16 protein-coding genes are annotated in these 15,039 nt (G+C 37.3%); 7 read left to right on the top strand and 9 right to left on the bottom strand.

Annotated elements, in window-relative coordinates; genetic code table 11:
- Window positions 1–817, top strand: an 817-nt coding sequence (locus ABE34_RS12580; protein ID WP_197142901.1) for a Mu transposase domain-containing protein, incomplete at its 5' end; no start/stop codon positions are given.
- Window positions 818–825: 8 nt separating this feature from the next.
- Window positions 826–1,578, top strand: coding sequence for an IS21-like element helper ATPase IstB (gene istB, locus ABE34_RS12575; protein ID WP_197142911.1), 753 nt, complete (start codon window positions 826–828; stop codon window positions 1,576–1,578).
- Window positions 1,579–1,707: 129 nt separating this feature from the next.
- On the opposite strand, the gene ABE34_RS12570 is transcribed toward istB, so the two are convergent.
- The 3 genes from ABE34_RS12570 to ABE34_RS12560 form a co-directional block, all read right to left on the bottom strand.
- Window positions 1,708–2,028: an NAD synthetase gene (locus tag ABE34_RS12570; protein ID WP_197142900.1), complete on the bottom strand. Its 321-nt coding sequence runs from the start codon at window positions 2,026–2,028 to the stop codon at window positions 1,708–1,710.
- A gap of 477 nt (window positions 2,029–2,505) precedes the next feature.
- Window positions 2,506–3,330 (bottom strand): ammonia-dependent NAD(+) synthetase, encoded by an 825-nt coding sequence (gene nadE / locus ABE34_RS12565; RefSeq protein WP_197142899.1) that lies wholly within the window; start codon window positions 3,328–3,330, stop codon window positions 2,506–2,508.
- A gap of 22 nt (window positions 3,331–3,352) precedes the next feature.
- Window positions 3,353–4,813, bottom strand: coding sequence for a nicotinate phosphoribosyltransferase (locus tag ABE34_RS12560; RefSeq protein ID WP_197142898.1), 1,461 nt, complete (start codon window positions 4,811–4,813; stop codon window positions 3,353–3,355).
- Between the two features lie 312 nt (window positions 4,814–5,125).
- Between ABE34_RS12560 and ABE34_RS12555 the strand changes: the two genes are divergently transcribed.
- Entirely contained in the window at window positions 5,126–5,467 is a 342-nt protein-coding gene (locus tag ABE34_RS12555; protein ID WP_197142910.1) for a P-II family nitrogen regulator, read from the top strand.
- 13 nt (window positions 5,468–5,480) lie between these two features.
- Window positions 5,481–6,776 carry an ammonium transporter gene (locus tag ABE34_RS12550; protein ID WP_197142897.1) on the top strand — a complete coding sequence of 432 codons (1,296 nt, stop codon included), beginning with the start codon at window positions 5,481–5,483 and terminating at the stop codon, window positions 6,774–6,776.
- Between the two features lie 93 nt (window positions 6,777–6,869).
- Here the strand turns inward: ABE34_RS12550 and ABE34_RS12545 are convergent, their stop codons facing one another.
- Entirely contained in the window at window positions 6,870–7,370 is a 501-nt protein-coding gene (locus ABE34_RS12545) for a methylated-DNA--[protein]-cysteine S-methyltransferase (RefSeq protein ID WP_197142896.1), read from the bottom strand.
- A 104-nt stretch (window positions 7,371–7,474) separates the two neighbouring features.
- On the opposite strand from ABE34_RS12545, the gene ABE34_RS12540 reads away from it, so the two are divergent.
- The 3 genes from ABE34_RS12540 to ABE34_RS12530 all read left to right on the top strand — a co-directional run bounded on the left by ABE34_RS12540 (window position 7,475) and on the right by ABE34_RS12530 (window position 10,006).
- A complete protein-coding gene (locus ABE34_RS12540) occupies window positions 7,475–8,206 on the top strand; it encodes an ABC transporter ATP-binding protein (RefSeq protein WP_197142895.1) in 732 nt (243 codons plus the stop codon).
- Window positions 8,203–8,955 (top strand): ABC transporter permease, encoded by a 753-nt coding sequence (locus ABE34_RS12535; protein ID WP_197142894.1) that lies wholly within the window; start codon window positions 8,203–8,205, stop codon window positions 8,953–8,955. Before ABE34_RS12540 ends, ABE34_RS12535 begins: the two co-directional genes overlap by 4 nt.
- Window positions 8,956–9,031: 76 nt before the next feature.
- Entirely contained in the window at window positions 9,032–10,006 is a 975-nt protein-coding gene (locus ABE34_RS12530) for a proline dehydrogenase family protein (RefSeq protein WP_197142893.1), read from the top strand.
- A 125-nt stretch (window positions 10,007–10,131) separates the two neighbouring features.
- On the opposite strand, the gene ABE34_RS12525 is transcribed toward ABE34_RS12530, so the two are convergent.
- The 5 genes from ABE34_RS12525 to ABE34_RS12505 form a co-directional block, all read right to left on the bottom strand.
- Window positions 10,132–10,686 carry a methyltransferase gene (locus tag ABE34_RS12525; protein ID WP_346655557.1) on the bottom strand — a complete coding sequence of 185 codons (555 nt, stop codon included), beginning with the start codon at window positions 10,684–10,686 and terminating at the stop codon, window positions 10,132–10,134.
- 195 nt (window positions 10,687–10,881) lie between these two features.
- Window positions 10,882–11,493 carry a response regulator transcription factor gene (locus tag ABE34_RS12520; protein WP_197142892.1) on the bottom strand — a complete coding sequence of 204 codons (612 nt, stop codon included), beginning with the start codon at window positions 11,491–11,493 and terminating at the stop codon, window positions 10,882–10,884.
- A 16-nt stretch (window positions 11,494–11,509) separates the two neighbouring features.
- Entirely contained in the window at window positions 11,510–12,658 is a 1,149-nt protein-coding gene (locus tag ABE34_RS12515) for a sensor histidine kinase (RefSeq protein ID WP_430982165.1), read from the bottom strand.
- Between the two features lie 139 nt (window positions 12,659–12,797).
- Entirely contained in the window at window positions 12,798–13,829 is a 1,032-nt protein-coding gene (locus ABE34_RS12510) for a fatty acid desaturase (protein ID WP_197142891.1), read from the bottom strand.
- 653 nt (window positions 13,830–14,482) lie between these two features.
- Window positions 14,483–14,983, bottom strand: coding sequence for a GNAT family N-acetyltransferase (locus ABE34_RS12505; protein WP_197142907.1), 501 nt, complete (start codon window positions 14,981–14,983; stop codon window positions 14,483–14,485).
- Between the last annotated feature and the right edge of the window lie 56 nt (window positions 14,984–15,039).

Here is a 15,039-nt window from a genome sequence, read left to right as displayed (position 1 = left end):
TTATGAAACAAGTAATGGTGAACAGGTGGAAATTAATGTAGCTGTGTTAGTGCTGAGCCACTCTCGTATGCGATTCTTTTATATGAGTATTTCCAAATCGCAAGCAGTTTTATTTTCTTTCTTAACCGACACGTTTGAAAAAATGGGTGGTGTACCAGAAGAACTCATCACTGACAATATGAAAACTGTGATGGACGAAGCACGAACAGAACATTTTGTAGGAAAAGTAAATACGAAGTTCGCTCAATTTGCGAGAGATTTTGGATTTAAGGTGAGGCCGTGTGTAGCAGGTCGTCCTCGTACAAAAGGAAAAGTGGAAACAACGATGAAATTACTAGATGAAATCCACGCCTATCAAGGGAAGTTTAATATAGTTGAGTTACAAGCCTATATTGAAAAACTATGTAATCGTATTAATCATGAAATTCATCAAGGGACGAATAAAATTCCGATTTTAGAATGGCAAAAAGAAAGGAATCACTTACTCCAGCTACCAACTGAACGAGTAAGAGATTCCTATCGAATCAACCATACGCTTGTGAAAGTCAATGCATCGAGCATGATTTCCTACAAGTCCAATCAATACTCCGTACCACCGGGGTATCAAGGCAAAAAAGTAGGGCTACAAGTGTACGATAATCAATTATGGATTTATTATAACATGGAATTAATCGCACAACACAAAATAAGTGAAGCAAAACTAAATTATCAAGAGGCGCATTATCGTGAATTAATGGCAAAGGCAATGCCTGAATACCCTGATATTAACGATTTAGCGAAACGGAACTTAGCTGCGATTGGAGAAATGTATAAATGAATTCATTAATGAGTACAAATTACCAGCAACTACAGCAAAACTTAGCGTATTTAAAATTAAAGCAAATGGGCATCCATTTGAATGAAGTCATCGACTTTAGTATTAAAAATGAACTTTCTTTTATTGATACACTTATAAAATTGACAAACTATGAAATTGATGTACGTGAGCATAATATGATTCATGCGATGGTGAAAGTCGCTGCATTTCCACATTTAAAGGAAATAAAGGATTTTAATTTTGATTTTCAACCAAGTATTAATCAACAACAAATACTCGATTTTCAAAGTCTTCGTTTTATCGAAGAAAATGAGAATATTGTATTCCTTGGTCCAAGTGGTGTCGGTAAGACCCATTTGGCCACAGCAATCGGTATTACTGCAGCTAAAAAACGAACAAGTACCTATTTTATAAAGTGCCATGATTTAATTCAGAATCTGAAGAAAGCCCGTTTAGAAAACCGCTTAGAGAGCCGTTTAAAACATTATACGAAATATAAACTACTAATCATTGATGAGATTGGTTATTTACCAATTGATCCAGAGGATGCGAAGCTGTTTTTCCAGCTCATTGATGCCCGATATGAGAAACGTAGCACGATTTTCACAACGAATGTGAACTTCAAATCATGGGATGAAATTTTCCCTGAACCGAAGTTAGCGAATGCGATTTTAGATCGTATTTTACATCACGCAAGCGTTGTCTCAATCGTAGGCGATTCATACCGATTAAAGCATCATTTAACCTCGGAAAACGAGTAATTTTGTACATCCTTAAACGAGCGAAAATGTACATATTGGTGTTGACATTTATAATTGACACCATTTGGGTTTTCAATACAAAAAAACTCCCTACATCCTGAATGATGTAGAGAGTTTGAATTTATGATGTTATATAGAAGAACGGTAACTATTGAGAAACTTCTTTTGCTTGCTGACCAGACTTAGCTTAACAGCAGTTTCATTTAATTCATTACGTATTTGTAAATCATAAGCATTGTCCACAAAACTAGCCGCTACTTTATTGGGACGTTGCTGCTGGATTTGTTTAGCGTTACTTAAATGCTTTTTATCTTTATTCTTTAGCAAACTGTTTTTAAACTGTTTCTTCGGATTTTGTCCGAAATTATGGCTTAAATCCCCAGCATGTAAATACTGTTGTTCGTTACGAAATATACTACTAGTCGTCGAACTTACTCTAGAAGTCCTCATAAATAATTACCCTCCTTTACTTTTTATCAACTTTGTAGGTATATATATCGACATTATATGCTTCAAGTTAACAATACAGAACCAAATTGCTTAAAAAAATAGAAAAGAGCTATTTTCAAAAGTGGTCATCACTTTTTTTATAACTCTTTTCCCAAATATTACTTATCATCATAGCGTGGGTTGATTTCCGTTCCGGCTGGGCGCTTTCCTGGGGGCGTCCGATGAGCCGCTTCGCTTTGCTGCAGGGTCTCGGGCCAACAGATGTCTTTTGCGCGAAAGCGTGAGTGCAACGTAGCGGCAGCGGCAGGATGTTGGTCACGAAGGCGTTATCACAGGACGTGATGCTTTTAGCCTTCGTTCCTCTATATCGCTGATCCCCGAGGAGTCGCCCAGCCTCCGCTCCAATCAACTTATCTACAAAGTATATGCTTTAATAACTATCATCTCCAGCTTTTGATGATAAGCCTCAAATATATATCACTTCCAAAAATCATCGAATATTGTAATTGGCATATGGCGTTTATGCTGTGAACGTAAAAAATGCCCTTCTAATGTTTTACGAGCTTCTTCAGGGATAGCCTTCCCCTCTAAATAATCATCAATTTGGTCATACGTTAAACCAAGCGCCACTTCATCTGGTAATGAAGGACGATCTTCCTCTAAGTCAGCAGTTGGTATTTTTAAATATAAGTGCTCTGGGCAATCAAGTGCCGCTAACAACTGCTTACCCTGACGCTTGTTGAGACGGAAGATAGGCATTAAATCTGCACCGCCATCACCAAATTTCGTGTAAAAACCTGTAATTGCCTCTGCAGCATGATCTGTCCCAAGCACAACAGCATTATTCATAGCAGCGATAGAATATTGCACCTTCATTCGCTCACGTGCCTTTTCATTCCCTTTTGCAAAATCGCTTAGTTCAATACCTGCATTCGTTAATGCTTTAACACTTGCATCGACTGCATCTTTAATGTTTACTGTAAAAGTTTTCGTAGGTTTGATATAGTCAATCGCATCTTGACAGTCCTTTTCATCTGCTTGGACACCATATGGTAAGCGAACAGCCCAAAATGAGTACTTCGCTTCTCCCATCTCGGCATTTAATTCGTCAACCGCAAGCTGCGTTAATTTTCCAGTTAATGTAGAGTCTTGACCACCTGATATTCCGAGAACAAACCCCTTTACAAAACTATAGCGACGCGCATATTCCTTTAAAAAATCAATGGATTTGCGAATCTCTTCCTGCACATCAACAGTAGGTAATACACGTAATTCCTTTATGATTTCTTGTTGTAATGTCATTTTGTCCTTCACTCCTTACGCTTTACAATCGATTGACCATTTCACTTACTTCTTCAATATTACGCATTTTATTATTCCAGCATTTTTGGCTTAAATCGACTGGGTATTCCTCAGGATTCATAGCACGTTTATATTCATCCCATAGCAGTTCTAAATTATCTGCTGCGTAATCGCGCATTTCTTCCAAAGTAGGATTTTGATAATGTATTTCGCCATTTCTAATCACTTGTTGATGTAGGTTTTTAGCTTCAAAGTTTGTAACAAATTTTGATACGAATGTATGAACAGGATGGAACATTTTAATGCGTTCCTCTGATTGAGGATTTTCATCGTGCATCGTAATGTAATCTCCCTCTGCCTTGCCATTTTTTCTATCAATAATGCGATATACATTTTTAAGACCTGGCGTCGTTACCTTTTCAGTATTCGCTGATATTTTAATCGTATCTTCTAATTGTCCATCATTATTTTCAATCGCCACCATTTTATAAACAGCCCCTAAAGCAGGTTGGTCATAAGCGGTAATGAGCTTCGTACCAATTCCCCACACATCAACTTTTGCACCTTGAGCCTTTAAGTTTAAGATCGTGTATTCATCTAAGTCATTTGATACGATAATTTTAGCGTTATGGAAGCCTGCCTCATCTAACATACGACGTGCTTCTTTTGACAAGAAAGCTATATCGCCACTGTCTAATCGAATTCCAATAAAATTAATTTTGTCTCCAAGTTCTTTAGCCACCTGGATCGCTGTTGGCACACCCGATTTTAACGTATTGTAAGTGTCTACAAGGAATACGCAATCACGATGACGTTTTGCATAGGAGTGAAATGCATCATAATCATTTTTATAAGCCTGTACAAGTGCATGTGCATGTGTACCTGATACCGGTATATTAAAGAGTTTACCTGCTCGCACATTGCTAGTTGAAGCAAAACCACCAATAAACGCCGCACGCGTTCCCCAAATTGCTGCGTCCATCTCCTGAGCGCGTCGTGTACCGAACTCCATCGCCACTTCATTTTTTATAATTTGTTTAATACGACTAGCCTTTGTTGCAATTAAGGTTTGGTAATTCACAATGTTAAGTAATGCGGTTTCAATTAGTTGCGCTTCCACTAACGGCGCTTCAATGCGGATAATTGGTTCATTAGCGAAAACAGTTTCTCCTTCCACCATAGAATACATATCCCCTGTAAAACGAATATTTTTTAAATACTCGATAAAATCCTCTTTATAACCAACCTCTTCACGCAAATACGCTATGTCTGAATCACTGAAGCGAAAATCACGTAAATACTCAAGAATTCTCTCTAATCCCGCAAAAATTGCATAACCATTGCCAAAAGGTAATTTTCTAAAATATAGTTCGAAAACTGCTTTTCTATTATGTATACCATCAGCCCAATACGATTCAGCCATATTGATTTGGTACAAGTCGGTGTGTAGCGCTAAGCTGTCATCTGCATAGTTTGATCTCACAAGAAACCCCTTCTTCCGCTTTGATAATTAGTCCTAGTATACACTATATATCCAAATTCTTGCGTATTACATTCTCCAACTTTAATGTTAGGTTTCCTCACGTTAATAATCAGAAAATTTAGAAATGTTCACATTTTAGACACACTTTTTAGTACCGCTTTCATTCCCCTTTTAAAAACATTTTCAGCAAACTATTACGAAAGACGAAATATTACATGTAATGAAACATAACATGAATGTTCAAATAATTATTGCGCCGTTTTTCATAGCGTTTTAACATGTAAATTAAATTTACTCAAGGAGCTGATATTGATGAAAAAAATAGAAGCAATCATCCGGCCCGAAGTTTTCGGCTCGGTCAGGGACGGACTTGCACAGGAAGGAATTGCAGGGCTCAGTGTTTCAGAAATTGCCGGCTGCGGTCGTCAATTAGGACGTACAGGGTTATTTCGTGGAAATACCTACGAAATTGAATTTTTGCCAAAGTTGAAATTGGAAATGATTGTTGATGATGAAAAAGTAGATCCTATTGTTGAAGTTTTATTACGTAAGGCAGCAACTGGCAAGGTTGGAGATGGTAAAATCTTTGTTTATCCAATAGAACAAGCAATTCGTATCCGTACAAAAGAAGTCGGATCAATTGCAGTAGAATAAGGGGGCAATATATATGGATGAAATAACATTATCTATAAATTTAGTTTGGATGATGCTCGGTACAATTTTAGTCTTCTTTATGCATGCAGGATTTGCGATGGTTGAAGCTGGCTTTACACGCTCAAAAAACGCGGTCAATATTATTATGAAAAACTTCCTAACTATTTCACTTGGTGGCATTGTCTATTTTCTCTGTGGTTACGCTATTATGTTTGGTGATTCAGTTGGCGGTATCTTCGGTACAAGTGGCTTTGCCTTAAATGGTGTAGATAATCTTTCCTTCTTTATTTTCCAAACGATGTTTGCAGCAACTGGAGCAACAATTTTATCTGGAGCAGTGGCAGAACGTACTAATATTTTTGCTTATATTGGCGTAATTATTCTCATGTCGTTACTTGTTTATCCTGTTGTTGGTCATTGGGTTTGGAGTGGGCATGGATGGTTAACAAATCTTGGTTTTATCGACTTCGCTGGATCTACCGTTGTACATTTAACAGGTGCAGTTGCGGCATTTGTTGCTGCGGTAATGGTCGGTCCTCGTCTCGGTAAATATGAAAATGGTCGTGTTAACGTTATTACAGGACATAGTATTCCATTAGGAGCTTTAGGCGTATTTTTACTTTGGTTTGGTTGGTTTGGCTTCAATGGTGCTTCAACATTAGCTGCAGATCCTAAACTTGTTCCAAGCGTAATTGCAAATACATTTTTCTCTGCTGCTGCTGGAGTTGTGGCTACAGCCCTTTATACGAAGTTTCGATATGGTCATATAGATGGCTCACTCACATTAAACGGTGCTTTAGCAGGACTTGTAAGTATTACCGCTGGTGCAGCTAATGTTAGTATTGTGGGTTCACTCATTATCGGATTAATCACTGCTCCATTATTAGTCGAGGGCGTCCGCTTTATTGAATGGAAGTTAAAAGTCGATGATCCTGTTGGTGCAATCGCCGTCCATGGTATCTGTGGTATTTGGGGTACTCTAGCAGTTGGCTTGTTTGATATTGGTGGTCAAGGATTATTTTATGGAGGAGGTTTCGACCAATTAGGAGTGCAAGCAATTGGGGTTATTGCTACCATTGCTTGGGTTAGCGTTTCAGTAGCAGCTGGTTTACTTGTTATAAAAGCATTTGTGCCATTACGAGTTTCTGTTGAAGATGAAGTCACTGGCCTAGATGTCATTGAACACGGTGCTCCGGCTTATGAGTTTCAGGATATTTTCAAGGGCTCTGCAGTGCGAGGAGAAACATTTGCTCATCGTTTAACTCATTTCGGTAAAGCAAATAACAATGTCCAAGAAGAACATGTATAGTATTTATTGAACTTCGTCTTCTTTAATATAAAAAACAAGAATCTGCAATCTCTTCGGCAAACTGTTTCCCCAAAGATTATGCAGATTCTTGTTTTATACTCTCTCTAGCTCCAGTAAAAATTCTTTCATAGCAAGCCCACTACGGAAGCCGGTTAGTTTACCATCTTTGCCAATCACACGATGACAAGGAATAATCGCTAATATTGGATTAGCGCCGATTGCACTACCTACAGCTCTTACTGCTTTCGGATTGCCGATACGGTGTGCAATATCTGAATATGTTGTAGTTGTACCATATGGTAGCTCCTTCAAAGCTTCCCATACTGCTAGTTGAAATGCCGTCCCTTTAACATGTATCGGTAAATCAAACTCAGTAAGTTCCTTATTGAAATAAGCAGATAATTGCTTAACATATTGCTGTAACTTTTCTTTATTCTCTTCAAAACGATAGCCTTTAAACGGCTTTTTCGCCCATACTTCCACCTCTTCGAATGGTGCATTTGGTGTACCGATATATACTAGTCCATCCTCTGAGGCAACGATATACATAGTGCCTTGTGCATATGTTAAAGTATCTACATATAATATATCCATTCTCTATCCCCCTTAACTTTATTACCCAATGTTAAATAGCTTTAGCTTCCCTTTGTTTCATGCTACAGTTATTTTACCTATTAGTATAAAGGAGTTTTAACTTTATGAATACGTCATATGAGCCTGCCATTCACTTTCAACAGGTCAGCTTTTCAGCGAATGACAAGACAATCTTACAATCAATTACTGGGTCATTTCCTAAAGGAAAAATCACTACATTAGTCGGCCCTTCCGGTGCTGGTAAAACAACTCTACTTAAATTGTGCAATGGACTATTATCACCTACTGATGGTCAAATATTAATTGATAATCAAAACATTTCTACATATGAACCAACCGCTTTAAGAAGACATGTGAGCATGGCTCTTCAAGCGGCCCCTATGATAGAAGGGTCTGTATTTGATAATCTTGCACTTCCTCGTTCGTTACAAGGACAAAAGCTTACAGAGCAGGAAGCGATCCAATATTTACATGATGTCGGACTTGACCAAAGCTTTTTACAACGCCCTACGAATAAATTATCAGGTGGACAACGACAAAAAGTTTCTATTGCTAGAACACTTATTAATCAATCCTCTATTTTATTGCTAGATGAAATCACATCTGCACTAGACCGTCAATCCGTGCAAGAAATTGAGACGCTTATTGCTACAATCAATAAAAAGTTTAATGTCACAATAATTTGGATTACTCATAATTTACAGCAAGCACTAACAATCGGCCACTATACATGGGTCATGATGGATGGGGAACTAATTGAAACTGGACAAAGCTCTTTACTTCACGCACCTAAAAATCCACGTGTCGCTGAATTTGTACAGGGGGTGAATGAATGACGTATACTTCGCTTTCTTTAACGTTAATTTTTGTGTTAATCCCACTTCTACTATCAAAAACTTTAAAACTAGGACTTGAAAAAGATACGCTCATTGCTACTATTCGTTCTATTATTCAATTACTTGCCGTCGGTTACATTTTAAAATTTGTCTTCGATGCTCAAAGCTATATGTATATTTTCCTCATGATTGCATTAATGATTTTAGCAGCAACACTCAATGCTCGTAAAAAAGGGAAAGGCATTAAAGGCATTACATGGAAAATTGCAGTAACTCTAATTACCGTCGAATGTGTTACACAAGGGGTATTACTTGGTTTTAATATTGTACCTTCAACAGCGCAGTATATTATTCCAATTAGCGGCATGATGATTGGTAATTCAATGGTATTATCAGTTCTATTTTTAAATCGTTTTACATCAGAAATTGCAAGTCATCAGAATGAAATCGAGTTAATATTATCGCTTGGCGGCACACCAAAACAGGCTATTCATCGACAGCTAATGCATGCGATAAAAGCAAGTATGATTCCTACGATTGAAAGCCAAAAAACAATTGGTCTTGTTCAATTACCAGGTATGATGAGTGGCCAAATAATCGGTGGAGCAGACCCTATTCAAGCGGTGCAATTCCAACTATTAATCATTTTCGCCCTGCTAACGGCGGCGACATTATCAAGCATAATGATTGGTTTTTTAAGTTATCCTGCACTTTTTAATGAACGCATGCAAGTTCTTGAAACGAAATAATCGTTATATTAAAAACAATATATATTTTCTAAATTATGTTATAATAAAAAAAAATGCAGCAGTGAGGAGAATGACCATGTTATTACGCGATTTTTTCATCCATCTATCTGAGAACCAACTATTAAATAATACTGCAAAAAAATACGGCCTAAAATTAGGAGCACAAAGTGTAGTAGCTGGTACAAATATTGAAGAAACGATTGCTAGTATCAAAGAGCTAAACGCGCATAATATCTCTTGTACAGTAGATAATTTAGGAGAATTTGTTTCAACCGAAGAAGAAGCAACAAAAGCTAAAGAACAAATCCTTGCTGTTATTGAAGCTATTCACGAGAATAGCGTCGATGCGCATATTTCGTTAAAGCCATCTCAATTAGGTTTAGATATTGATGTTGATTTTTGCTACGATAACTTATATGAAATTGTAGAAAAAGCAGCAGCATATGATATATTCGTAAACTTTGACATGGAAAACTATGATCGTTTACAAACATCTTTCGATATGGTTGAAGAGCTTTCCAAAACGTTTAATAATGTGGGTACTGTTATCCAATCTTATTTTTACCGCGCAAAGGACGATATTGAAAAATTCAAGGACTATCGTCTTCGTATCGTAAAAGGTGCTTATAAGGAGCCTGTAGAGGTTGCTTTCCAAGATAAATTAGATATTGATTTAAATTTCATTGAGTTAATTGAATATCATTTACTACATGGTAAATTTACGTCCATCGCAACACATGACCATAATGTTATTGCACACGTAAAACGCTTTGTAGAGGACAATAATATTCCACTTGATAAATTCGAATTCCAAATGCTTTACGGCTTCCGTACAGATCTGCAAAAAGAGCTTGCAAAAGAAGGCTATAACTTCTGTGTATATGTACCATTCGGCGAAGATTGGTACGGCTACTTTATGCGCCGTTTAGCGGAGCGTCCTCAAAATCTTAATCTTGTTACAAAACAAGTATTTACGAAAAAGACGAACACAGTCCTTGCAGTAGCAGCAGGTGCATTCGTTCTTGGACGTTTAACAAAACGTAAAAAATAAAGATTCCAATAAAGAAGCCAGAAGCTTAATCGAATAAGCTTCTGGCTTTAGTTGTGGATTTTCAAACTCTGCGTGTCATAAAAATAATCAGTGGGGATGAACCCCCCACTGATTAAAGTTTTATATTATTCTACATGTAAAGCAATAGTGGAAACAATTGATTCAGCTGCATATTCCCATTTACCATCAATAAAACTACCTAATTTTTGCCCAAGTTCTTGTATCATTTCGAGCGTAACCGGGATATCATTCTTTTGTGCTAATGTAGCAAGAAATGGAGCAGATAAACTCGTCCAACCTCCACGGTCAATTTTAATCTCTACTTGCTTTACTTCTCCATTTTCTATATCAATACGGTAGTATAACTGATCATCTGGACGCCAGCTTAAGTGATGAGAAATCTGCCCATTCACAACTGTTAGATCATTCTTTTTCGAAATAGAAGCTGGTTTTACATTAAATTCATGACCTAGTACATTTAATTTTTTAATTTCAGGACCGACTAATGCCGCTTGAACAGCTAGATCCATATTACTTTGTAGTTGGGTAGATGTCTCCGTTTCAACTACTGGATCAACCATATCGTTGCTTGCAGCAAAGACGGCTGAAGGATATGCGCTAGTAAAGACAAATGTTGTTGCTAATAATGCTGTTGAAGTAACTTTCATAATTTTTCCCACAATTATTTCCACCCTTTCCATTAAAACGATCATGCTTTTCTAAATATTATCATTAATAGTCAAAATATACAATATGCTAATATATTTTTTATATGACAAAAGGCACTGAATTTAAATAATTCAATGCCTTTTGTCTATTTTTAATCCAAACACTTTCTTAGGTATAAGGATATTTATGATAGTTTCTTAAGCTACTTACTTATTCCATCCTTTTTCCTTAAAACGAGCGATGGCTTCAATACGATTCCCAACATTTAATTTTTCTAAAATAGTGGAGATATAGTTGCGGACAGTTCCTGCCGATAAAAACAATTCTGCAGCAATTTCTTTTGTCGTCTTGCCCTCTGCAACAAGTGTCAGTACCTGGCTCTCGCGGTCAGTTAAAGGATTTTCACTATCATCCTCATAGACAAAATCAACGAGTTCAGGCGCATATATTCTTTTGCCGTCCATAATTGTGCGAATGGCACTGGCCAATTCTTCTATTGGACTATCCTTTAGTAAATAGCCACGAACACTGGCTTTTCTTGCACGCTCAAAATAACCTGGCCTTGCAAATGTCGTTAGTATAATCACTTTACAATTAGAACTTGTGGCATGCAGTTCCTCGGCAGCATCCAATCCAGTTTTTACTGGCATTTCAATATCCATAATACAAATATCAGGCTGATGCTCTTCAACAAGCGCCAATGCTTCCTCACCATTTTTTGCTAAGCCGACGACCTCCATATCATCCTCCATACTTAGTAATGAACGGAGTGCGCCTAATAGCATACCCTGATCTTCAGCAATTACAATTCGTATCATGTCACAGTCCTCATTTCTATATGTTCTTCAGATTTTCTTTGACCTTCTGATGCGTAATCGCCACTGGAATCGACACTGTTAATGTAGTGCCCTCTTCATTTTCGATTTTAAAAGAACCGTTTATAAACTCTAACCGTTCTCGCATTCCCTTTAATCCGTTACCTGTTTTCCATGCTTGTTTTTTGGTGATTCCTTGCCCATTATCACGAACAACTAAATATACTTCTTTAAAATTTTGATGGAAGGCAATTTCGCATTTTGTAGCACCACTATGTTTAACGACATTATTGACTGCCTCTTTTAAGCACATGGATAATACATTTTCTACAAGCGGCGGAACTTGTAATGCATCTTTATCACCATCAAATACAAATTCCATTTCAGCAGCCTTTAAAATTTGAGCAATACGCATAAGCTCGTCCTCAAACCTAGCCGTTCGCATGTCCGATACCAATTCACGTACTTCTTTTAATGCGATACTCGCCGTTTGACGAATATCCTTAATCTCTGTTAGAGCTTGCTGTGGATCACGTTCAATTAATCTTGAAGCTAAGTCACTTTTTAAACCTATCATCGACAACTTTTGACCGAGAGTATCATGCAAATCCCGAGCTATACGTTGGCGTTCTTCAAAAACAATTAACTCAGCTATTCGTTCATTAGCAGTCTCAAGCTGACCTTCTAAATTTTCGCGTTTATTTTTTGAATAAATCGTTAGTGGGAGAAGCACAACCGCTAAAATTGTTAAAACAACAAACGGTAATTGTGATAAAAATAACTGTAGCTCAACAAAAAAGCCAACACCTGTAGAAATAACCGTAAAACCAATATGTAGACCGTATATAATATAGAAGCCAACCGGTTTACGAAGATTTCCAATGAAGAAAGCTGTGAAAATTGATAAATACACATAGCCATACAATATCGTCATAACGATATTAATAACCATTTCAAAGCTAATCCACATATAAACAAGACCGTTTTTTGAATTCATGGAAAATCGATAGAAAATAAAATAAAGCATTAAAAATGTAATACCAATTGATATTTCTAGATAAGATGATTTTCTAAAAATGAAGAAAAACGGTAGGAAACAGAAAATAATCCATAAATAAATACTGAGCATTGGACTATTCGGGATAATACTTTGCCATTTCCTCAACATAATCTCACGCTCTTTCCTACTTTTCCCTCATTATAACAAGAAAATTTATTTTATGCCTGTACATGATTTTTACTGAGCCTGTTGTACAATGTTTACGTAAAACAGCCATCCCTTAGAAGAGATGGCTGAAAAAATTTTACTAAGCAGCTATACTGCCTCTTTCTTTTCGCTTAATTATTTCATTAACATCTTTAAAGGTTACAAACTTACCTTGCTCTTCATCATACAACTTGTAGCGTAAAGATTCTAAGCTTGTACGTAACGTAATTGTCGTTGCAGTGTGTAATGGCGGTATGTCATTATGCGCCTTTTCAAGATTATAGTTCGGTACACGAGGAGCTAAATGGTGTACATGGTGGAAACCAATATTGCCTGTAGCCCATTGTAATAGCTTTGGTAATTTATAATACGAGCTACCTTCGACAGCAGCCTTTACATAATCCCACTCTGAGTCATGCTCAAAATAAGAATCTTCATACGTATGTTGGATAAAAAATAACCAAATGCCAAGAGAAGCAGCCACAAACAATGTTACTCCATGCACTAATAAAAATGCTTGCCATCCCATAAAGAAAATTAAGGCTGCACAGATTCCTGCCATGACTACATTTGTTAAATACGTGTTAATACGTTCTTTCTGTTTAGCATCACTTCGATTACGACGGTTTAAAATGAACACCATAAACAGTGGACCTAAGCCAAACATTACGAATGGATTACGGTAAAAACGATACCATAAACGTTGTCCTTTAGATGCTTGTAAAAATTCTTCCACTGTCATCATATCAATATCACCGATACCACGTTTATCTAAGTTCGAGCTAGTTGCGTGGTGAATTGTATGCTCACGTTTCCATTTTTCATATGGGAATGATGTTAACACCCCAGTTACAAAACCAACCCAGTCGTTTGCTTTTTTACTTTTGAAAAATGAACCGTGTGTACAATCATGGAAAATAATAAAAGTTCGTACGACAAATCCAGCAGAAATTACACTTAACCCAACTGTTAACCATGGTGAAATATCCACTAACATATAACCAACTACCCAAAGAGCAATTAAAGGTATAATCGTATTAACCATTTGAAAGATACTTTTAGCCGTATCAGATTTCGCAAATGGTGCTACGTCTTGGCGCAGTTTTTTTGTTTTTTCTTTATCTGTTGCCATTATATTTACTCCCTCGTTTCCTTTTTTTCTTATGACCTCATCATAAAACAAGAGTACAATCATGCAACAGAAGCAAACATCATAAAAAGGATATGACATTTGTCATATCCTTTTATCGTGTGTACAAAGGAATAAAAATAAATTAATATGGCTCCTCACTATAAAGTGGGGTTGATTTCCGTTCCGACTGGGCGCTTTGCCGCTGCCGCTTCGTTAACACTCCGCTTTCGCGCAGAGCAGAGCTTCCTGGGGGCGTCGGGGCAACAGGATGTTGGTCACGAAGGCGTTATCACAGGACGTGATGTTCTTAGCCTTCGTTCCCCTTCCGCTTCACTCGCAAGGCTCGCTCCAGGGTCTCGGGCCAACAGATGTCTTTTGCGCGAAAGCGTGAGTGCAACGTAGCGGCAGCGGCACGATGTTGGTCACGAAGGCGTTATCACAGGATGTGATGGTTTTAGTCTTCGTGACCCTATCGCTGATCCCCGAGGAGTCGCCCAACCTCCACTCCAATCAACATATTTTACAATGCATATTTCATCCTCAATTTTTGGTGATATTTAAATGTAGCATTAGTATAAGTAGGCAAACTGAACAAAAAAGTATAGCTAGGATTCACATATTATAAAGAAAGAATATGACATGTCATACTCTTTCTATGCTTTTGGTCCAGTTAACTGCAGTTGATAAAATACTAGATCTAGCCACTGTCCAAATTTATAGCCTGCGTTTTTTATTGTCCCCGCATATTCGAAGCCTAGTTTTTCATGTACTTTAATGCTTCCGATATTTTTACCATCAATGCCTGCTACGAGTGTTTTCACATCTTGCTCTTTAGCAATTCGAATAAGCTCTTGCATTAATTGGATAGCTATTCCCTTTTGATAATGATCTTTATGCACATATACAGAGTGCTCCATTGTGTGCTTATAGCCTGTATATGAACGGAACTGACTATATGTTGCAAAGCCGGCTACTGTGCTATTTACGTCAAAGACTAGCAGTGGATTACCGATTGTTTGCTGCTCCTTGAACCATCGTCTTTTTTCTTCTAACGATTGAGTTTCATATCGATAAACGGCTTTGCTCGTTAAAATAATGTCATTGTAAATATCTAAAACACCAGGTAAATCTTTTTCTTCCATTAATCGAATCATCATGCTCACGCCCTACTTCAATTATGCCGAGGCTTTAACCTTAACCTCTTTACATA

Source organism: Lysinibacillus sphaericus (genome assembly GCF_015844675.1).
Classification (GTDB): domain Bacteria; phylum Bacillota; class Bacilli; order Bacillales_A; family Planococcaceae; genus Lysinibacillus; species Lysinibacillus sphaericus_E.
The sequence above is the reverse complement of the archived record's forward strand: the minus strand, read 5'-3'. Positions and strand labels throughout refer to the sequence as shown.